The organism is Rhizobium sp. NLR10b, from assembly GCF_019685435.1.
Taxonomy (GTDB): domain Bacteria; phylum Pseudomonadota; class Alphaproteobacteria; order Rhizobiales; family Rhizobiaceae; genus Rhizobium.
This window is the reverse complement of the sequence record NZ_JABDWV010000004.1, coordinates 391,833-411,827: the sequence shown is the minus strand read 5'-3', so window position 1 is coordinate 411,827 and position 19,995 is coordinate 391,833. Positions and strand designations below refer to the sequence as shown.

Below are 19,995 nucleotides of genomic sequence, written 5' to 3'. Positions count from 1 at the left end.
TCCGCGAGGTCTCCGAGGTCGCCGGCACCATCACGCCGGTTCCGGGCGGCGTCGGCCCGATGACCATCGCCATGCTGATGGCCAATACGGTCATCGCCGCCCATCGCACCGCCGGGCAGACGCCGCCGCAGTTCTGATTATGGTTGCTGCGGGGCTGGGCCCGTCGAGGCCCTGACGATCAACTCGGTTTTCCAGAGCTCCTGTTCGGGGAAGGGGCCGGCCTCTTTCACCGTGCCGATCAGCCGCTGGGCGATGCGAACGCCTGCGGCCCGCAGCGAGGAGCGTGTCGTCGTCAGCGGCACCGAGAAGTTTTCCGGCTTCAAGAGCGGCAGCACGTCGTCATGGGCGATCAGCGAAATGTCCTCGCCGAGCCGCAATCCGGCCTGGTTCACCGCGCGGATCGCCCCGAGCGCCATCACCGTGCTGGAGCAGAGGATCGCCGTCGGCCGTTCCGGCAGTTGCAGGAACCGTTCCATCGCCAGCAGGCCCAGTTCGTCCGTCATCAGTGCGTGGCTCATGCAATCCTCCTCCAGCGTGAGGCCGCGTTCGGCAAGGGCTGAGATGACGCCGTTCCTTCTGCGGATCGCGAAATCGAGATGTATCGGCCCATTCATCAAGGCAAAACGCGTGTGGCCGAGCTGCAGCAAGAGCCGCGTCGCGTCGTAGAAGGCCCCTTCATTGTCGATGTCGAGATAGGGATAATCCGGCTCCGCGCCGAAGGAGCGACCGTGGACGACATAGGGCATGGAGAGCGATTTCAGCATGGCGAGCCGCGGGTCGTGAGCGCGCATATAGGCGATGAACAGCGCGTCGACATTACCGCTGATCGCAAGCCGCCGGAGCGCCGCCACCTCGTCGTCCGGATCGGACGGCATGATGACGAAATGGAAATCGTGGCGCACGGCCTCCTCGCCGAGTCCAGCCAGGAATTCGCCGAAATGCACGTCGGACTGGTGGCCGGGCGCCGTCGGCATGACGAGGCCGATCGAACCTGCCTTGCCGGTCGCAAGCCGCTGCGCAGCCTTGTTCGGCCGGTACCCGGTTTCCTTCACGGCTTGGAGCACGCGCTCTCGGGTCGCCTCGTTGACCTCGGGATAACCGTTGAGCGCTCGGCTCACTGTCGTCTGCGAAAGCCCCAGCAATTCCGATAGCTGTTTGAGATTCACCTGCTATGCTTCCTCCCGGCCCGCTTGGCGCCTCGACGGGCAAGCCGCCTCCCAGCGACAGCCAAAGCGCTTTCAATTATGTATTCATTTGGCGCGCTTGACTCAAGAAAAATCGCTCCATATTGCCCAATAGACACTGGTGAGACGGCGCTATTCCGCATGTCTGCCGCGACTTTTAGCGAAATGACTTGACTTCGCTCCACCGAAAGTGGAATGAGTTGGGGTGCCAAAGCGCTTTGAAAATTTCCGATGAAGAAGTTTGGCGCGGTTTTGTGATGGGAGGTTGATCACATGAAAAAGTCATTTTTGATGGGCGTTGCCGTGGCGGCGCTTTTTGCCGGTGCTGCGTCCGCGGCCGACCTGAAATTTGCCCCGGGACAGGATGCCAAGTTCAACTGGAAGAGCTATGACGAATTCAAGGCCGCTCATGCCGATCTGAAGGGGCAGCCGCTGACGATCTTCGGCCCGTGGCGCGGTGAGGACGAGGCGTTCTTCCGCAGCGTTCTCGCCTATTTTACCGAAGCGACCGGAATCGACGTCAAATATTCCTCTTCCGAAAACTACGAACAGCAGATCGTCATCGACACGCAGGCCGGCTCGCCGCCGAATATCGCCGTTCTGCCGCAGCCGGGCCTTCTGGCCGACCTCGCCGGCAAGGGCTTCCTGACGCCGCTCGGCGACGACAATTCCAAGTGGATCAAGGACAATTACGGCGCCGGCGACAGCTGGGTCGGTTACGGCACCTACAAGGGCAAGGACGGCAAGGAAGCTTTCTACGCCTTCCCCTATAAGGCCGACGTCAAGTCGCTGGTGTGGTACGTTCCGGAGAATTTCGAGGAAGCCGGCTACAAGATCCCGACGACCATGGAAGAGCTCCATGCTCTGACCGACCAGATCGTCAAGGATGGCGGCGTTCCCTGGTGCATCGGTCTCGGTTCCGGTGGCGCCACCGGCTGGCCGGCGACCGACTGGGTCGAGGACATCATGCTGCGCATGCAGTCGCCGGAAGCCTATGACAAATGGACGACGAACGAGCTGAAGTTCACCGATCCGGCCGTCGTTGCCGCGATCGAAGAATTCGGCAAGTTCGCCAAGAACGAGAAATATGTAAACGGTGGCGTCGCGGCCGTGGCATCGACCGATTTCCGCGACAGCCCGAAGGGCCTCTTCACCGTTCCGCCGAAGTGCTACCTGCACCATCAGGCCTCGTTCATACCGTCCTTCTTCCCTGAAGGCACGAAGCTCGGACAGGATGCCGACTTCTTCTATATGCCGACCTATGCTTCGCATCCCGAACTCGGCAAGCCGGTGCTCGGCGCCGGCACGCTCGTCTCGATCACCAAGGACTCGAAGACGGCCCGCGCCTTCATCGACTTCCTGAAGACCCCGATCGCGCATGAAGTCTGGATGGCGCAGTCGAGCTTCCTGACGCCCTATAAGGGCGTCAGCACCGATGCCTATGCCAATCCGCAAATGAAGAAGGAAGGCGAGATCCTGACGTCCGCCACCACCTTCCGCTTTGACGGTTCCGACCTGATGCCGGGGAAGATCGGCGCCGGCGCCTTCTGGACGGGCATGGTTGATTTCGTCGGCGGCAAGTCCGCCGAGGAGGCCGCCGGCGAAATCCAGAGCGCCTGGGACGGCATCAAATAATCTTTCAAAACGATGCCGCCGGTTTGCCGGCGGCATACGCTCCATGACTGGCCGGGTTCGCAAAGAGCCGGGCCAATGGGATATATTGTGATTGGGCAATGCAAACATATTGACGGTGGCCGGCCTTGACCCGTCAGAATGAAAGCCGGTCGGAATAAGATCAGGGGAAGCAGGGGAGGGACGTAATGCTGTTGCAGATAGTGTCCGCTTTGGGCGTCGTGGTCGCCGCCGTTGTCGCGTGCTCGGCCTATTTCTATTTTTCGAATAAGATCCTCGATTTCGCTCTGCCGGTGAAGGACGGCGACATCCGCGCCGCCTCGCGCAACCTCAACCGCCGTGCGCTCATCCGGCCATGGCTGTTTCTCGGCCCGGCGCTCTTCCTGCTTTTCGTCTATCTCGTCTACCCGGTCGTCGCGACCTTCATTCTCTCCTTCTATGACCGCACCGGCCAGCAATTCGTCGGCGTGGCCAATTACAAATGGGCGATCGGTGACCGCGAATTCCGCCAGTCGATCTTCAACAACATCCTCTGGCTCGCCGTCGTGCCGGCCGCCTGCACCTTCTTCGGCCTGGTGATCGCGGTGATGACCGACCGCATCTGGTGGGGCAATATCGCCAAGAGCATCGTCTTCATGCCGATGGCGATCTCCTTCGTCGGCGCCTCGGTCATCTGGAAATTCATCTATGAATATCGCGGCGGCAACGACGTCCAGATCGGCCTCTTGAACGCCATCGTCCAGCTGTTCGGCGGCACGCCCGAAGTCTGGATCTCGGTTCCCTTCTGGAACAATTTCTTCCTGATGGTCATCCTCATCTGGATCCAGACTGGTTTCGCCATGGTCATCCTCTCGGCAGCGCTGCGCGGCATTCCCGAGGAGACGATCGAAGCCGCCGTCATCGACGGCGCCAATGGCTGGCAGATCTTCTGGCGCATCATGGTGCCGCAGGTCTGGGGCACCATCGCCGTCGTCTGGACGACGATCACCATCCTCGTCCTCAAGGTTTTCGACATCGTGCTGACCATGACCAACGGCCAGTGGCAGACCATGGTGCTGGCGAACCTGATGTTCGACTGGATGTTCCGCGGTGGCGGCGATTCCGGCCGAAGTGCGGTCATCGCCATCATCATCATGCTTGCCGTCACGCCGATCATGGTCTGGAACGTGCGCCGCGCCAACCGCGAACTGAAGGGCCATTGAGATGACCGCTGTCGGAAGCTACTTCAAGATCGGCCCCGCCCGTCTCTTCGTTCACCTTGCCGTTCTGCTGATCGTCATCATCTGGCTGATCCCGACGCTCGGCATCTTCGTCAGCGCCTTGCGCGACAAGGACCAGATCGTCGTCTCCGGCTGGTGGACGTCCTTCGTCGGCTCGACGCAGACTGTCGCCGTCCGCCTGGGCACGCCCGATCAGCAAAAGCAGGAAGGCGCCGATTACGTCATTTCAGGCAATGTGCTGGAAGGGCAGACCGGCCGCTCGGTAAAATCCTTCGGCAACCGCGTGCAGCAACCGGCCGCTTTTGAAGCCGGCGAGACCGCCGATCTCGGCGATGGCGAGAGCCTGCAGATCAACAGCGACGGCAGCTATCGCTACATGAAGAACACGGCCTTTTCGCCCGACGAGCGGCCGCGGCGCATCTACGTGTCCGTCTCCGCGCCGCCGGAGTTCACGCTGCAGAACTACAAGACGGTTCTGACCGGCGAAGGCATCGGTCAGTCCTTCATCAATTCGCTGACGGTGACGATCCCGGCAACGATCATCCCGATCCTGATTGCCGCTTTTGCCGCCTATGCATTGAGCTGGATGGAGTTTCCCGGGCGCGCGCTGCTGATTGCGCTTGTGGTCGGCCTCATCGTCGTGCCGCTGCAGATGTCGCTGATTCCGCTGCTGCGTCTCTACAACGAGATCGGCAATATGCTTGGCCAGCCGTCGAAGACCTATCCTGGCATCTGGTTCGCGCACACCGCCTTCGGCATGCCGCTCGCCATCTTTCTCCTGCGGGCCTATATCGCCGGCCTGCCGAAGGAGATCATCGAATCCGCCCGCGTCGACGGCGCAAGCGACTTCGAGATCTTCGTTCGTATCGTTTTGCCCCTGTCTTTCCCGGCACTCGCCTCCTTCGCCATCTTCCAGTTCCTGTGGGTATGGAATGACCTGCTCGTCGCCATGGTCTTCCTCGGCACTGACCAGGATCACCTCGTGCTGACCGGCAGGCTGAACGCGCTGCTCGGCTCGCGCGGCGGCAATTGGGAGATTTTGACGGCGTCGGCCTTCGTCACTATCGTCGTGCCGCTGCTGGTCTTCTTCGGACTGCAGCGTTATCTGGTGCGTGGTCTGCTGGCGGGTTCGGTCAAGGGCGGCTGACCATTTCCAAACTGACTTCAGACAGGATATTCCATGAACGTGGCTCCTCAATCGATCTTGACTCCCGACAAGGACTGGTGGCGCGGCGCGGTGATCTATCAGATCTATCCGCGCTCCTACCAGGACTCGAACGGCGACGGCATCGGCGACCTGAAGGGCATCACCGCCCGCCTGCCGCATGTGGCAAGCCTCGGCGTCGATGCGATCTGGATCTCGCCCTTCTTCACCTCACCGATGCGCGATTTCGGTTACGACGTTTCCGATTACGAGAACGTCGATTCGATTTTCGGCACGCTGGTGGATTTCGACACGATGATCGCTGAGGCCCATCGTCTCGGCATCCGTGTGATGATCGACCTCGTCATCTCCCACAGCTCGGACCAGCACCCCTGGTTCGTGCAGAGCCGTTCCAGCAAGACCAATGCCAAGGCTGACTGGTATGTCTGGGCCGATGCCAAACCCGATGGTTCGCCGCCGAACAACTGGCTGTCGATCTTCGGCGGCTCCGCATGGGCGTGGGATCCGACGCGCATGCAGTATTACCTGCACAATTTCCTGACCTCGCAGCCGGATATGAACCTGCATAATCCGGAAGTGCAGGACCGCCTGCTCGATGTCGTGCGCTTCTGGCTCAATCGCGGCGTCGACGGCTTCCGCCTCGACACCATCAATTTCTATTTCCACGATCCGCTCCTGCGCGACAATCCGGCGCTTGCCCCTGAGCGGCGCAACGCCTCGACGGCGCCGGCGGTCAATCCCTACAATTTCCAGGAGCATATCTACGACAAGAACCGGCCGGAGAACCTTGCCTTCCTGAAGCGCTTCCGCGCCGTCCTCGAGGAGTTTCCGGCAATCGCCGCCGTCGGCGAGGTGGGCGACAGCCAGCGCGGCCTCGAAATCGTCGGCGAATATACCTCCGGCAATGACAAGATGCATATGTGTTATGCCTTCGAATTCCTTGCCCCCGATCCGCTGACGCCGGAGCGCGTCGAGGAGGTGATGGAGGATTTCGAGGCTGCCGCGCCCGATGGCTGGGCCTGCTGGGCTTTCTCCAATCACGACGTCATGCGTCACGTCAGCCGCTGGGGCGGGCTGGTCGCCGATCACGACGCCTTTGCCAAGCTCTATGCTTCGCTGCTCTTGACGTTGCGCGGCTCCGTCTGCCTCTACCAGGGCGAGGAACTGGCCCTGACCGAGGCCGATCTCGCCTATCAGGATCTGCAGGATCCCTATGGCATTCAGTTCTGGCCGGAATTCAAGGGCCGCGACGGCTGCCGTACGCCGATGGTCTGGGACAGCCACGTCGCCCAGGGCGGTTTTTCAACCGTCAAGCCCTGGCTTCCGGTTCCGGTCGAGCACATTCTGCGCGCCGTCAACGTCCAGCAGGGCGACGAGACTTCGGTGCTGGAGCACTATCGCCGCTTCATTGCCTTCCGCAAGCTGCACCCGGCCTTTGCCAAGGGTGAGATCGAATTCGAGGAGGCGCAGGGCGATAGCCTGGTCTTCACCCGCGAACACGCCGATGAGAAGCTGCTCTGCATCTTCAACATGAGCCCGGCCGAGACCGGCGTCACTCTGCCTGCGGGAAAATGGCAGGCATTGACGGGCCATGGCTTTACCAGCAACAACTATGGCGACAAGATCGATATTCCGGCCTGGGGGGCGTATTTCGCCCGTCTCGCCTAAGGATCAGGAGGGGAGTGAGAAATGACTGGACTGACACTGAAGGACATTCGCAAATCCTACGGTTCCGTGGATGTTCTCCATGGTATCGACCTCGATATCAAGCAGGGCGAATTCATCGTCTTCGTCGGTCCGTCCGGCTGCGGCAAGTCCACGCTTCTGCGCATGATCGCCGGTCTCGAGGCGATTACCGGCGGCGAGATGTATATCGACGGCCAGCTCGTCAATGACGTGCCGCCCTCGAAGCGCGGCATCGCCATGGTCTTCCAGTCATACGCGCTCTACCCCCACATGACCGTCTACGACAACATGGCCTTCGGCATGAAGATCGCCGGCGAAAACAAGCAGGAGATCGACCGCCGCGTCCGCGCGGCGGCCGAGAGTCTGCAGCTGACCAAATATCTCGACCGGCTGCCGAAGGCGCTCTCCGGCGGCCAGCGCCAGCGCGTGGCGATCGGTCGCGCCATCTGCCGCGATCCCAAGGTCTTCCTGTTCGACGAGCCGCTGTCCAACCTCGATGCCGCGCTGCGCGTCGCCACGCGTATCGAAATTGCCCGTCTCAATGAGCAGATGGCCGATACGACGATGATCTACGTCACCCACGACCAGGTCGAGGCGATGACGCTCGCCGACCGCATCGTCGTCCTGTCGGCCGGCAATATCGAGCAGGTCGGTGCGCCGCTGGAGCTCTACGAGCGCCCCGCCAACCTCTTCGTCGCGAAATTCATCGGCTCGCCCGCCATGAACATCATTCCGGCGACGATCGCCGGGACCGGCAGCCAGACGACCGTGACGCTGACCGGCGGCATGTCGGTGACATTGGATGTGGCGACCGATGCCTCCGAGAAGGGCAAGCAGGCGAGCTTCGGAGTCCGCCCCGAAGATCTGAGGATCGCCGACGGCGCCGACTATCTTTTCGAGGGCGAAGTGTCGATCGTCGAAGCGCTCGGCGAAGTGACGCTGCTCTATATTGAGGGCCTGGTGCCCGGCGAGCCGATCGTCGTCAAGCTGCCGGGCATTTACGATGTCCATAAGGGCCAGAAGATGCGCTTTGCCGCCGATCGGCAGAGGCTGCATCTCTTTGACGCGAGCGGCCATACATACCGGAAATGAGGCGGCCATTTTTGGGGTGGTAATCCCGGGAATTATATCGAGGCAGCCGAATTCTCACTTTCTGTTAAAGATCGGCTGCTACCTTTTCCTCATCACTTTATGAGGGGGACAAGCAGGTGGCCGCTTCCAATCCGTCACAGCCAAGATCTCATTTCCTGAGCAAGGAAGAGTCCTTCATGTATGACCGCGAGGCGCGGTTCAAAATGGAGGATACGATGAACGCCGCGCGCATCGAATATACGGAAAAGGGCGTCATGCACGCGGCTTCGCGCCGCTGCGACATTGTCCGCATCTCGATGAGCAGCGCAACATTGGCCATCCTGACCCAGTTCAACCTGCCGAAGCAGTTCTATCTGGATATTCCGGATGCCCGCATCACCAAGGTCGGATGTCTGCTGATGAAGGTCAACGCCAACAATACGATCGAGGTTCGCTTCCTGCGGCTGCTGACGCAGAAGGAGCTGAACAAGATCTTCGTCTACAGCACGCACCCCGCGCACAAGGACTACGTCCTCGATATCCGCGCCTGACGGATAGTCTCGGACCGCTCATAGAAAAACCCGCGGGACGCTTCAGGCGCCCCGCGGGTTTTTCTTGTTTAAACTGATTGCGCTCAGTGGAAGAGCACGCTGGCGCCCTGATCGGATGCGCCGACGGCGCGGCGGAAGGGGGCGAAGAGTTCACGGCCCATGCCGAATTCATTGTCGGAGAGATCGATGCTCACCGGCTCGCGCTCGGCCATGTCGGCTGCATCGACCAGCACTTCGAGCGTGCCCTTGATCGCGTCGAGGCGAATGATGTCGCCGTCCCGGATGCGGGCGATTGGGCCGCCATCGACCGCTTCCGGCGTGACGTGGATTGCTGCCGGCACCTTGCCGGATGCGCCCGACATGCGCCCGTCGGTGAGCAGCGCCACGCGGAAGCCGCGGTCCTGCAGCACGCCGAGCGGCGGCGTCAGCTTGTGCAGTTCCGGCATACCGTTCGCCTTCGGCCCCTGGAAGCGTACGACCGCGATGAAATCGCGGTTGAGCTTGCCTTCCTTGAAAGCGTCCTGCAGTTCCTGCTGGCTGTGGAAGACAATCGCCGGCGCCTCGATGACGTGGCGCTCCGGCTTGACGGCGGAGATCTTGATGACCGCCTTGCCGAGATTGCCACGCAGCATCTTCAGCCCGCCATTGGCCTGGAACGGCGTCTCGATGCTGGAAAGCACCTTCGGATCGTGGCTCTTCTCCGGCGACGGTTCGCGCAACACGGTGCGGTTCTCGCCGAGCCGGGCATCGACCGTATAGGCCTCGAGGCCTTGGCCGAAGACGGTGCGCACGTCGTCATGCACCAGCCCGTGCTTGAGGAGTTCCTTGATGAGGAAACCCATGCCGCCGGCCGCCTGGAAATGGTTCACGTCGGCAAGCCCGTTCGGATAGACGCGGGCAAGCAGCGGCACGATTTCCGAAAGCTCGGCAATGTCCTGCCAGGTGAGCTGGATGCCGGCTGCCCGCGCCATGGCGACGAGGTGCAGCGTGTGGTTGGTCGAGCCGCCGGTCGCATGCAGGCCGACGACGCCGTTGACGATCGAGCGCTCGTCGATCATCTCGCCGGCTGGCGTGAATTCGTTGCCGAGTGCGGTGATCGCCAGCGCCCGCTTGGCGGCTTCGCGCGTCAGCGCTTCCCGCAGCGGCGTGCCGGGGTTGATGAAGGAGGAGCCCGGCATGTGGAATCCCATGATCTCCATCAGCATTTGGTTGGAGTTGGCGGTGCCGTAGAAGGTGCAGGTGCCGGGACCATGATAGGATTTCGATTCCGCCTCCAGAAGCTCGGCGCGCCCGACCTTGCCCTCGGCAAAGAGCTGCCGCACGCGCGACTTCTCGTCGTTCGGCAGGCCTGTGGTCATCGGACCGGCGGGAACGAAGATCGACGGCAAGTGGCCGAAGGATAGTGCGGCGATGACGAGGCCCGGCACGATCTTGTCGCAGACGCCGAGGAAGAGGGCGGCATCGAACATATTGTGCGACAGGCCGACGCCCGCGGCCATGGCGATCAGGTCACGCGAGAAGAGCGAGAGCTCCATGCCCGGCTGTCCCTGGGTGACGCCGTCGCACATTGCGGGCACGCCGCCGGCCACCTGAGCGACACCGCCTGCCTCGGCGGCCGCCTCACGGATGATCGCCGGATAGGTCTCGAACGGCTGGTGGGCCGAGAGCATGTCGTTATAGGCGGTGATGATGCCGAGATTGGGTATGCGGTCGCCGGCGAGCGCATCCTTTTCGGCGGGGGAACAGACCGCGAAGCCGTGCGCGAGGTTGGCGCAGCCGAGCACCGAGCGCTGCACACCCTTGGAAGCGGCGGCGCGCAGGCGTTCCAGGTAGCGCTCGCGGGTCGGCTTCGAGCGTTCGACGATGCGATCGGTGATCGCAGAAATGCGTGCATGAGCGGACATGGAAAATCCCTGCCTTGTTCGTTGTCTCTATCTCTTTCGGCGGCTCCGGCCTGAAATCCGGATCCGGTCTGGGGCCGATCAGGGAGCCCAGTAGATCTCGACCGGGGAAGTGGCCCGGCGCAGAACGGCGCGGATCGGCATTTCTGCCTCGTCACCGCTGCCTTCCGCCTTTGCGAGAACGTCTTTTTTGCCTTCGCCCTCAATATGGAGCACCAGGAGTGCGGCATCCTGAAGACTGGAGAAGGTGAAGGTCAGGCGCGGCTCGCCGGCTCCTTCCGCTTCCATGGTGATGACGCCGCGCGGCGTCGACGCGTCGAGCGCCCGGGCAAGATTGCTGCCGCCGGGGAAGAACGAAGCCGTGTGGCCGTCGCCGCCCATGCCGAGGATGACGACGTCGAAGGGTATTCCGATTTCGTCGCTTTTTTCCGTCGCAAGCCGTGCGGCCTCCTCGACGGAGGATGCCGGCTGGTAAAGCGGCACGAAACGCGCCGCTTTTGCCTTGTTCTGAAGAAGGTTGGCATCGACCAGCAGGTGGTTCGAGCGGGCATTGTCGGCCGGCACGAAACGTTCGTCCACCAGCGTGATCGTCACTTTGTCCCAGGCGATGTCGCGTGTCGAAAGCGCCTGGAAGAAGGCCTTCGGCGTCGAACCGCCGGAAACGGCGATGGACGCCGCACCGCGGGCGGCGATTGCCGCCGAAAGCCTGTCGGCGACCGTGTCGGCGAGGCTGTCGGCGAGGTCGGCAGCACTGGCGAAGGAATGCGGGTTCGATGCCATCGGTGTCGTCCTATATGTCGTCATGCCAGGTGCGGCCGTCGCGCTCGATCAGCGCGATGGCCTGGCTCGGGCCCCAGGTGCCGGCCGTATAGCCCTGCACCTGCTGGCCGGTCGTTTCCCAACCCTTGAGGATCGGATCCACCCACCTCCATGCGGCCTCGACTTCGTCGCGGCGCATGAACAATGTCTGGTTGGAGCGGATCACGTCCATCAGCAGGCGCTCGTAGGCGTCGGGATTGCGGACATTGAAGGCCTGGGCGAAGCTCATGTCGAGCGATACGCTGCGCAGGCGCATGCCGCCCGGACCCGGATCTTTGATCATCAGCGACTGCTTGACCCCCTCATCCGGCTGCAGGCGAATGATCAGCTGGTTGGCGACAATGCGCCCGGCCGCCTGGTCGAAGATCGCATGCGGGATCGGCTTGAAGGTGATGACGATTTCCGACATGCGCCCGGTAAGGCGCTTGCCGGTTCTGATGTAGAAGGGCACACCCGCCCAGCGCCAGTTGTTGATCTCCGCCTTGATGGCGACGAAGGTCTCGGTGTTGGAGACGCCGCCTTCGAGCTCTTCGAGATAACCCTTGACCGGGCCGCTGCTCGATGCACCGGCCCGGTACTGGCCGCGAACCGTCGCCTGCTCGACATTGGAAGCGTCGAGCGGCTTCAGGGCGCGCAGCACCTTCAGCTTCTCGTCGCGAACGGCTTCCGAATCCATCGACGAGGGCACTTCCATCGCGGTCAGGCAGAGCAGCTGCAGGATGTGGTTCTGCACCATGTCGCGCAGCGCACCGGCGGTATCGTAATAGCCGGCGCGGCCTTCGAGGCCGACCGATTCCGCCACGGTGATCTGCACATGATCGATGTAGTTGGCGTTCCACAGCGGCTCATAGAGCGCGTTGGCAAAACGCAGCGCCATCAGGTTCTGCACCGTCTCCTTGCCGAGATAGTGGTCGATGCGGAAGATCTGCTCTTCCTTGAAGACGCGGCCGATCGTGTCGTTGAGCTGCAGCGCCGAGGCGAGGTCGCGGCCGATCGGTTTTTCGACGACGATGCGGGTCGACTTGGTGATCAGCTTGTGATCATGGATCTTTTGCGAAATGTCGCCGAAGATGCCAGGTGCAACCGCCAGATAGAAGCCGCGCACCCGATCCTTGCTTTCGTCGAGCAGCTTTTTCAGCTCATCCCAGCCGGTGTCCGTGCGGGCGTCGACTGAAACATAATAGAGGCGGGCACAGAACTTCTCGACCTCGTCTTCGTCGTATTCACCTTTCTTCAGGTGTTCCTTCAGCGCGTCCCTGGCGAACTTGCGATATTCCTCATGCGAAAGCGGGCTGCGCGAGGCGCCGATGATACGCGTCGGCTCCTTGAACTGGCCCTCGATCTGGCGATGGTAGAGCGCGGGCAAAAGCTTCCGCTCGGCAAGGTCGCCGCTGCCGCCGAAGACGACGCAATCAAAGGGCTCAACGGGAATGATCTGGCTGCTCATGAGCTTGTCTCTCAATCAGGCTGGTTGCGGCCCTTTTAATCTAATCGATTTAAAAAAGCCAGTGTGCAGTGCAATGAATCTGTCGGGCTCCGGTTTTAGAGCGAATTGCCGGAAGAGGAAATCCGCAATCGGACTAAAACTTGTCGCGAAGCGCAAACCACGACAAGGCGAGGAAAAGCAGCGGCGCCCGCATCCGGGCTCCGCCGGGAAAGGCAGGAATATCGAGCGATCTGAACAGGTCGAGATCGCCGGATTTGCCAAGCACCGTTTCCGCATAGAGCCTGCCACAGTAGTTTGACAGCATGACGCCATGGCCGGAGTAACCACCGATCGAGGTGACGCCGGGCATCACATCGCGCACGAAAAGCTGGCGCGGCATGGTGATTCCGACGCTGCCGCCCCAGGCATGGGTGATCTGGATATCCTTCAAGCCAGGATAGACCTCGCCGATCTGCCGTCGGATGTGCCGCGATATGTCCCGGGGATTGTCCGCCGTATAGGCCTCGCGGCCACCGAACAGCAGGCGGCCTTCGACTTTGCGGAAATAGCGAACGACGAAGCGCGAATCGGCGACAGCTTCGCCTCCCGGCAGCACATCGGGATAGGCCTCAAGCGGAACGGTGGCGCCGATAAAGGAGCGGATTGGCATGACATGACTTGCCGTCACCGGCTCCAGATTGCCGATATGACCGTTGCAGGCGATCAGCGCCCGGTCGGCGGTGATCGTTCCCCTTTCGGTTTCGATCATCACCTTGCCGCCGGTTTGGCGGATCGCCTTTGCAGGGGTCATCTCGAAGATATCAGCGCCGGCATTGGAGGCCACCCGCGCCAGCCCGATGAGCAGCTTCAGCGGATGAATATGGCCGGTGCCGACATCACGCACGCCGCAGTGGAAACGGTTTGAGCCGAGCCGCTCCTGCGTTTCCTTCCGGTCCATGAAGCGCAAATGCGGATAGCCGTAACGCTCAGCGGCGATTTCCGCATTCTCACGATAGTCGCGTTCGTAGCTTGCCTTGTGCGCGACGTTGAGCTGGCCAGGCACGTAATCGATCTCGATCTGATGTTCCCTGGCGAAATCGAGAAGATGGCGCTTGGCCGCCTCGGCGACATCGAACAGCGCCTTCGAGCGTTCGTAGCCGATCTTTTCCTCAAGCTCTTCCGGCCACCACCGCTGGCCGGTGCCGAGCTGGCCGCCATTGCGCCCGGAGGCTCCGTCGCCGAAGCGCCATGCCTCGACCAGCACCACCGAAACGCCCGACTTGGCGAGGTTGTAGGCGGCCTGCAGGCCGGTATAGCCGCCGCCGACAATGGCGACGTCGCATGTCCTCGAGCCGTCGAGAGCGGCGTAGGTCGGTCGCTCCCCGACGTTTGCCTGGTACCAGGATAGCCCGGGCGCAATCGGGCTTTGCCACATCTCCTGCGACGCCATGATATCCTCACACGTTGAGCAGAAGAAACTCCCGCTCCCAGGGACTGATCACCTGCATGAAGGTCTCGAACTCGCCGCGCTTGACGCCGGCGTAAAGGCCGATGAACTGCTTGCCGAACACCTCTTCGAAGGCGAGCTCGTCCTCCATCAGCGCCACGGCTTCCAGCAGACCGCGCGGCAGGTCGATCGAGCCTTCATTGGCCGAATCCTCGGTCGGCGCCGTCGGCTCGATCTGCCTCATGATGCCGAGCAGGCCGGCGGCGAGCGAGGCTGCGAGCGCCAGATAGGGATTGGCGTCCGAACTCGGCAGCCGGTTTTCCACCCGCCGCGCCTGCGGATCGGAAACCGGAACGCGGAAGGCGGTCGTCCGGTTGTCGTAGCCCCAGGCATTGTTGACCGGGCAGGACATGTCGGGCTGCAGGCGGCGGTAGGAATTCACATAGGGGGCCAGCATCGCCATCGCGCTCGGCACGAATTTCTGCATGCCGCCGATGAAATGGAAAAATTCCTTCGAGGCCGATCCGTCCGGATTAGAGAAGACGTTCCTACCCGTCTCGATATTGACCACCGATTGGTGGATATGCATCGCTGAGCCCGGCTGCCCCTGCATCGGCTTGGCCATGAAGGTCGCGTAGATGTCGTGCTTCAGCGCCGCCTCGCGGATCGTGCGCTTGAACAGGAACACCTGGTCGGCAAGCTCGATCGGATTGCCATGGCGCAGGTTGATCTCGAGCTGCGCCGGTCCCTCCTCGTGGATCAGCGTATCGATCTCCAGCCCCTGCTTTTCGGAGAAGTGGTAGATATCGTCGATCAGTTCGTCGAACTCGTTGATGCCGGCGATCGAATAGCCCTGGCCGCCGAGGATCGAGCGGCCGGAGCGGCCTTTCGGCGGATGCAGCGGATAGTCGGGGTCGTCATTCTTGGCGACCAGATAGAACTCGATCTCCGGCGCCACGATCGGCTTCCAGCCGCGGTCGTGATAGAGGCTCATGATCCGCTTCAAGACGTTGCGCGGCGTATAGGGCACTTCCCCGCCGTCCGAATCGACGATGTCGCAGATCACCTGGGCCGTCGGGTCGGTCTCCCAGGGCACGACCGAAAGCGTCGAAAGGTCGGGCATCAGCTTCAGGTCGCTGTCGCGCGGCTCGTATCGGAAGCTCTCCGTCTCCTCCGGATACTCGCCGGAAATCGTATGCCGGTAGATCGCCGAAGGCAGCGCCAGCGAGGTGTTGGAGGTAAATTTGGAACTCGGCATCATCTTGCCGCGCGGCACGCCGGCAAGGTCCGGCGTGATGCATTCGATGTCTTCGATGCCCCTGGCCCTCAGCCACTGCGCCGCTTCCTTCCAGTTCGCAACGCCGCGCAGGGATCCGGGGTCCGGAGGTGTTTTCGTCGAGGCGGGTACGTTTCTGGCAGGCTTCAGCGTCGTCTTTTTTGGGGACATGACACACCGGTTTGGTTGATCGTGGCGCCATCATAGCCGGAGTTTGCCAATTGGCGAGGGGTTGAGAACGTTGACTTTCGCCCTTTGATGGAAAAGAAGACGCCGGTTGGATTGGGGAAAAGGGTTTGCAGCACAAAAGCGACGTCATCATCATCGGCGCCGGAGCCGCCGGCATGATGGCGGCCATTCGCGCGGGTAAACGCGGCCGCTCGGTCGTCGTCATCGACCATGCGAAGGTGCCTGGCGAGAAGATCCGCATATCGGGCGGCGGTCGCTGCAATTTCACCAATATCCATGCCGAGCCGAAGAATTTCCTGTCCGCCAATCCGCATTTCTGCAAGTCGGCGCTTGCCCGTTTCACGCCCGCCGATTTCATCGCCATGGTCGACCGACACGGCATTGCCTGGCACGAAAAGACGCTCGGCCAATTGTTCTGCGACGACAGCGCCAAGGACATCATCCGCATGCTGCTGGACGAGATGCGCGCGGCCGGCGCGGGCCTGCATCTCGGCACCGAAATATCAGGTGTCGAGAGAAGTGAGGCTGGCTTCCGCGTCTCCACGGGCGAAAGCGTCTTCGAGGCATCCTCTCTCATCGTTGCGACCGGCGGCAAATCGATCCCGAAGATGGGCGCCACCGGCTTTGCCTATCGCCTTGCCGAGCAGTTCGGCCTGGCCGTGCTCGAAACCCGCCCGGGTCTCGTGCCGCTGACGCTCGATCCCGGCCTGCTTGCAAGCTTAGCGCCGCTTGCCGGCATTTCCGCACCTGCCGAAATCCGCCATGGCCGCACCGCTTTTCGCGAAGCGCTGCTGTTTACCCATCGGGGCTTAAGCGGTCCCGCCATCCTGCAGATCTCGTCCTACTGGCGGGAGGGCGATGAAATCGTTGTCGCGGTCGAGCCGGATGTCGACATATCAGCGCAGCTGAAGACGGCAAAGCAGTTGAAAGGCCGCCAGTCGGCCCAGACAGCTCTCGGCGATATCCTGCCGAAGCGGCTGGCCCAGTTTCTCGTCGAGCGGGAAAAGATCGCCGGCAATATGGCCGATCTGCCCGACAAGGCGCTGCAGCGGCTGGCCGCCAGCGCCCAGAACTGGATCATCAAACCGTCCGGCTCTGAAGGCTACCGCACCGCCGAAGTGACGCTCGGCGGCATCGACACGGCGGCGCTCGATTCCCGCAGCATGGAAGCAAAGACCGTTCCAGGCCTTTATTTCGTCGGGGAATGTGTCGACGTCACCGGCTGGCTCGGCGGCTATAATTTCCAATGGGCTTGGGCTTCCGGCTTTGCCGCCGGCGAATGCGCATAGAAATATCCGGTGTAACGATTCAAGACTTCTTAAGAGAGGTGCGCCATCCTGTCTCAATTGCCGGCTCTGAAAGCTTTTCCCAAATTAAGCTTTACCGGCAGGCCTTTTTGTTGGACTGTTGTGTCACAAAAGTGAGGTTTCGAGCATGAACAGAAACGCACGACGCGCCCGCGCCATCGCAATCGCCCAGGCAAAACCCGACGCCCGCATCGCCACCCTGCGATACCTGATGCTCGCAGCCGGCGCGACCGCCGCCAGCTTGGCGCTGCTGCTCGCTCACCTCATCTGATCTTGCCGAGCGTCGACAAGCAAACTTGCGGCCCCCGTTCGCAACACTGCGGCTGCGTGGCGCATAATCTGCAATTATTTCACCGCCTTGGCTTAAGTCACCATGACCGCTTATCTGAAAATTAATATCTAATCTGACACTATTGCCCGCGATTATTTGGGCGTTTCCAACTCTGCTTGGACATGAACCGGCAATGACTGCCGCCTGGCCTCCAGGTTCCCCGATGGAAAGAGAATAGTTCGATGTGCACTCGGCTGGCGCGCCTTATGGCTGCCCGCGGGAGGAGTAGTGTATGAAAGGCTCGGAACGCCATGTTGATTGACAAGATTCTTTCCCGCTTCAGGATCAAGACCAAGGTTCTGATCTTCGTTCTGCCCTTTGTCGTCACCATTTCGGCGGTGGGCTTGACCGGCCTTTACGCATCCGGGCTTCTCCAGGGCCGCATGGAAATATCCAACAGCGTGCTGCAGTCGCTGAGCGGATTCAAGGATCTCTACGGTTCGATGGACGATTTCCTGCGCGTCACCAGCCCCGAGGCGCGCGACAAGCTGCTGTCGGATCTGAAGACCCAGCAGGGCGTGCTCGACCAGACGCTGGATCAGGTCGGAGAAGAGGCCGCCGGCCGCGACAGCCTTGCCGAGGCATCGCGCCGCACCAAGGATATTTCCGGCGTCGTCGACAAGCTCTGGGGCCTGCACGAGCAGGAGCAGAAGCTGCACGAGCAGATCGACGCGGCGCAGAAGAGCCTGATCAGCACCCGCTTCACGGTCTCCTATCAGGCCGATGAACTGCAGACCGCGCTTCAGCGCGACGAGGGCGCCGCCACGATCACGCTGCGCACGGCCGACCGCCTGCTGAAGGGCGGCGATTTCCTTGGCAGCGTCGCCAGCGGTTACAGCAAGCCGCAGACGCCTGAGGAAAAGATCGCCTACATCAAGGAACAGCTGCCGGAGATCATGAAGTCCCAGCGGCTGATCGCAATCTCGGTCCCCACCAACCAGAAGAATGTCATCGATTCGCTGGCTGCGACCATCGACAGCATCAAGCAGATCGCCGAGATGCCCAGCCCGACGGAGGAAAACATCACCGAGCTCGGTCGTCTCGTGTCCCGCTTCCGCCAGACCTCGACCTATACGCAGCTCACCGCGACGCAGAAGATGCGTGAGGCGACGCAGCGTTTCGCCGAACTGGAAGGCCGCATCGCCCAGACCAATTCCGTCCTTCAGGATACGCGGCGTCTCGAAAACTCCGTCTACGCGCTGCAGATCGTCCTTTCCGATTTCCTCGCCAATTCAAGCAAGGAAAATCTCGTCCGTCTGCAACAGCAGACCGGCACGCTCGGCAAGGACATGGAAGTGCTAACAACAAGCGCCAAGGGCATGGGTTTTGCCGAAGGCATATCGGAGGCGATCAAGCCGGCGCTCGACGCCATTTCCGGCGGCGGCTCGAAGATCGTCGATACGATCGGCGAGCGCGTCACGGCCTATGCAGCGGCCCGCCAGGAACTCGACGGCATCTGGAAGAAGCTCACCGATTTCGCCGAACTGCAGAAGCAGACGGCCGGCACCGAGCGCACCCAGGCAAACAGCATCTCCGTCATGACCACCGGCCTCGGCATCCTCCTGTCGATCCTCGGCGGCATCGCTCTGGTGCTGACGCTGCAGCGTCCGATCAGCCAGATCACCGGCGCCATGCGCCGCATCGCCGAAGGCGCGCTGGATACCAGCATATCGGGCGAGCAGCGCCACGACGAAATCGGCGACATGGCCCGGGCACTCGGCATCTTCAAAGAAAACGCCATCTCGAAGATCCGCATAGAAGAACAGAGCGACGAGGAGCGCGCTGCCGCCGAACACGAGCGCCAGCGCAACGATGCCGAAAAGCGCGAGATGGATCGCCAGATCGAATTCGCGGTCAACGCACTCGCCGCCGGCCTCGAGCGCATGTCGCAGGGCGATATCTCGACGACGATCGCGACACCCTTCATCGGCCGTCTCGAACAGCTGCGCCAGGATTTCAACGGCTCGATGCTGCGCCTGCAGGCGACGATGAGCCAGATCCGTGACAACGTCGAATTGATCCAGGGCAACGGCAACCAGATGGCCCGTTCGGCCGAGGATCTCTCCAAGCGCACGGAACAGCAGGCCGCCTCGCTCGAAGAGACCGCCGCCGCCGTCGATCAGATCACCGTCACGGTCCGCTCGTCGGCCGAACGCGCCAAGGATGCCGACCAGATCGTCCGCCAGGCCAAGCGCAGCGCCGACGATTCCGCCGTCGTCGTCAGCAATGCGATCGACGCCATGGGCCGCATCGAGGAAGCCTCGCGTCAGATCGAGCAGATCATCGGCGTCATCGACGAGATTGCCTTCCAGACCAATTTGCTGGCGCTCAACGCCGGCATCGAGGCAGCGCGCGCCGGGGAGGCCGGCAAGGGCTTTGCAGTCGTCGCCATGGAAGTCCGCGAACTCGCTCAGCGCTCCGCCGCTGCCGCGCAGGAGATCAAGGGGCTGATCAACAAGTCGACCAGCGAGGTCAGCTCCGGCTCGCAATTCGTCCAGGAAACCGGCACCGTGCTTGCGAAGATCAGCGCACAGATCGTCACGATCAGCCAGCATGTCGAGATGATCGCCCGTGCCAGCCACGATCAGTCCAACGCGCTGCAGAGCGTCAACTCGACGGTCAACCAGATGGATCAGATGACGCAGAAGAACGCCGCCATGGTCGAGGAGACGACCGCTGCCAGCCGCGAACTCGCCGACGAGGCCGATGCGCTGCGCCGCCTCATCCAGCAGTTCAAGATCCACGGCGAGGCGGCCGAGGCCCAGGTCTACCGCGCCGCCTGATCGCTGA

At 61.9% G+C, this 19,995-nt stretch carries 15 protein-coding genes and 1 pseudogene; 10 read left to right on the top strand and 6 right to left on the bottom strand.

Annotated elements, in window-relative coordinates; genetic code table 11:
* Positions 1-137: pseudogene (locus HJB91_RS09000) on the top strand (bifunctional methylenetetrahydrofolate dehydrogenase/methenyltetrahydrofolate cyclohydrolase); the annotation flags it as partial.
* On the opposite strand, the gene HJB91_RS08995 reads toward HJB91_RS09000, so the two are convergent.
* A complete protein-coding gene (locus tag HJB91_RS08995; protein ID WP_221146748.1) occupies positions 138-1,166 on the bottom strand; it encodes a substrate-binding domain-containing protein in 1,029 nt (342 codons plus the stop codon).
* Positions 1,167-1,457: 291 nt separating this feature from the next.
* On the opposite strand from HJB91_RS08995, the gene HJB91_RS08990 reads away from it, so the two are divergent.
* From HJB91_RS08990 to HJB91_RS08965, 6 genes are all read left to right on the top strand, one after another.
* The gene (locus HJB91_RS08990) at positions 1,458-2,819 is read left to right on the top strand and encodes an ABC transporter substrate-binding protein (protein WP_210629174.1); all 1,362 of its coding nucleotides are present in this window, start codon (positions 1,458-1,460) and stop codon (positions 2,817-2,819) included.
* Between the two features lie 185 nt (positions 2,820-3,004).
* A complete protein-coding gene (locus HJB91_RS08985; RefSeq protein ID WP_210629173.1) occupies positions 3,005-4,018 on the top strand; it encodes a carbohydrate ABC transporter permease in 1,014 nt (337 codons plus the stop codon).
* A 1-nt stretch (position 4,019) separates the two neighbouring features.
* Positions 4,020-5,183 (top strand): carbohydrate ABC transporter permease, encoded by a 1,164-nt coding sequence (locus HJB91_RS08980; RefSeq protein ID WP_210629172.1) that lies wholly within the window; start codon positions 4,020-4,022, stop codon positions 5,181-5,183.
* A gap of 33 nt (positions 5,184-5,216) precedes the next feature.
* Positions 5,217-6,869, top strand: a complete 1,653-nt coding sequence (locus HJB91_RS08975) for an alpha-glucosidase (RefSeq protein ID WP_221154441.1) — start codon at positions 5,217-5,219, stop codon at positions 6,867-6,869.
* Positions 6,870-6,890: 21 nt separating this feature from the next.
* Positions 6,891-7,979 (top strand): ABC transporter ATP-binding protein, encoded by a 1,089-nt coding sequence (locus HJB91_RS08970; protein ID WP_210629170.1) that lies wholly within the window; start codon positions 6,891-6,893, stop codon positions 7,977-7,979.
* A gap of 176 nt (positions 7,980-8,155) precedes the next feature.
* On the top strand, positions 8,156-8,509 hold the full coding sequence (locus tag HJB91_RS08965; protein ID WP_009996042.1) for a hypothetical protein: 354 nt from the start codon (positions 8,156-8,158) through the stop codon (positions 8,507-8,509).
* Positions 8,510-8,592: 83 nt separating this feature from the next.
* Here HJB91_RS08965 and edd read toward each other — a convergent pair whose 3' ends face one another.
* From edd to HJB91_RS08940, 5 genes are all read right to left on the bottom strand, one after another.
* The gene (gene edd, locus HJB91_RS08960; protein ID WP_210629169.1) at positions 8,593-10,413 is read right to left on the bottom strand and encodes a phosphogluconate dehydratase; all 1,821 of its coding nucleotides are present in this window, start codon (positions 10,411-10,413) and stop codon (positions 8,593-8,595) included.
* A gap of 78 nt (positions 10,414-10,491) precedes the next feature.
* The gene (pgl, locus tag HJB91_RS08955; RefSeq protein ID WP_221146745.1) at positions 10,492-11,190 is read right to left on the bottom strand and encodes a 6-phosphogluconolactonase; all 699 of its coding nucleotides are present in this window, start codon (positions 11,188-11,190) and stop codon (positions 10,492-10,494) included.
* A gap of 10 nt (positions 11,191-11,200) precedes the next feature.
* Positions 11,201-12,676, bottom strand: a complete 1,476-nt coding sequence (gene zwf / locus HJB91_RS08950) for a glucose-6-phosphate dehydrogenase (protein WP_210629167.1) — start codon at positions 12,674-12,676, stop codon at positions 11,201-11,203.
* Between the two features lie 133 nt (positions 12,677-12,809).
* Positions 12,810-14,105 (bottom strand): FAD-binding oxidoreductase, encoded by a 1,296-nt coding sequence (locus HJB91_RS08945; protein ID WP_221146744.1) that lies wholly within the window; start codon positions 14,103-14,105, stop codon positions 12,810-12,812.
* 7 nt (positions 14,106-14,112) lie between these two features.
* A complete protein-coding gene (locus HJB91_RS08940; protein WP_210629165.1) occupies positions 14,113-15,549 on the bottom strand; it encodes a glutamine synthetase family protein in 1,437 nt (478 codons plus the stop codon).
* A 125-nt stretch (positions 15,550-15,674) separates the two neighbouring features.
* Here HJB91_RS08940 and HJB91_RS08935 point away from each other — a divergent pair, with 125 nt between their 5' ends.
* The 3 genes from HJB91_RS08935 (at position 15,675) to HJB91_RS08925 (ending at position 19,988) form a co-directional block, all read left to right on the top strand.
* Positions 15,675-16,856 carry an NAD(P)/FAD-dependent oxidoreductase gene (locus HJB91_RS08935; protein ID WP_210629164.1) on the top strand — a complete coding sequence of 394 codons (1,182 nt, stop codon included), beginning with the start codon at positions 15,675-15,677 and terminating at the stop codon, positions 16,854-16,856.
* Between the two features lie 145 nt (positions 16,857-17,001).
* Complete coding sequence (locus HJB91_RS08930) at positions 17,002-17,145, top strand: hypothetical protein (protein WP_210629163.1); 144 nt, start codon at positions 17,002-17,004, stop codon at positions 17,143-17,145.
* 311 nt (positions 17,146-17,456) lie between these two features.
* Positions 17,457-19,988, top strand: a complete 2,532-nt coding sequence (locus HJB91_RS08925; protein WP_221154438.1) for a HAMP domain-containing methyl-accepting chemotaxis protein — start codon at positions 17,457-17,459, stop codon at positions 19,986-19,988.
* The last annotated feature ends 7 nt before the right edge of the window (positions 19,989-19,995 follow it).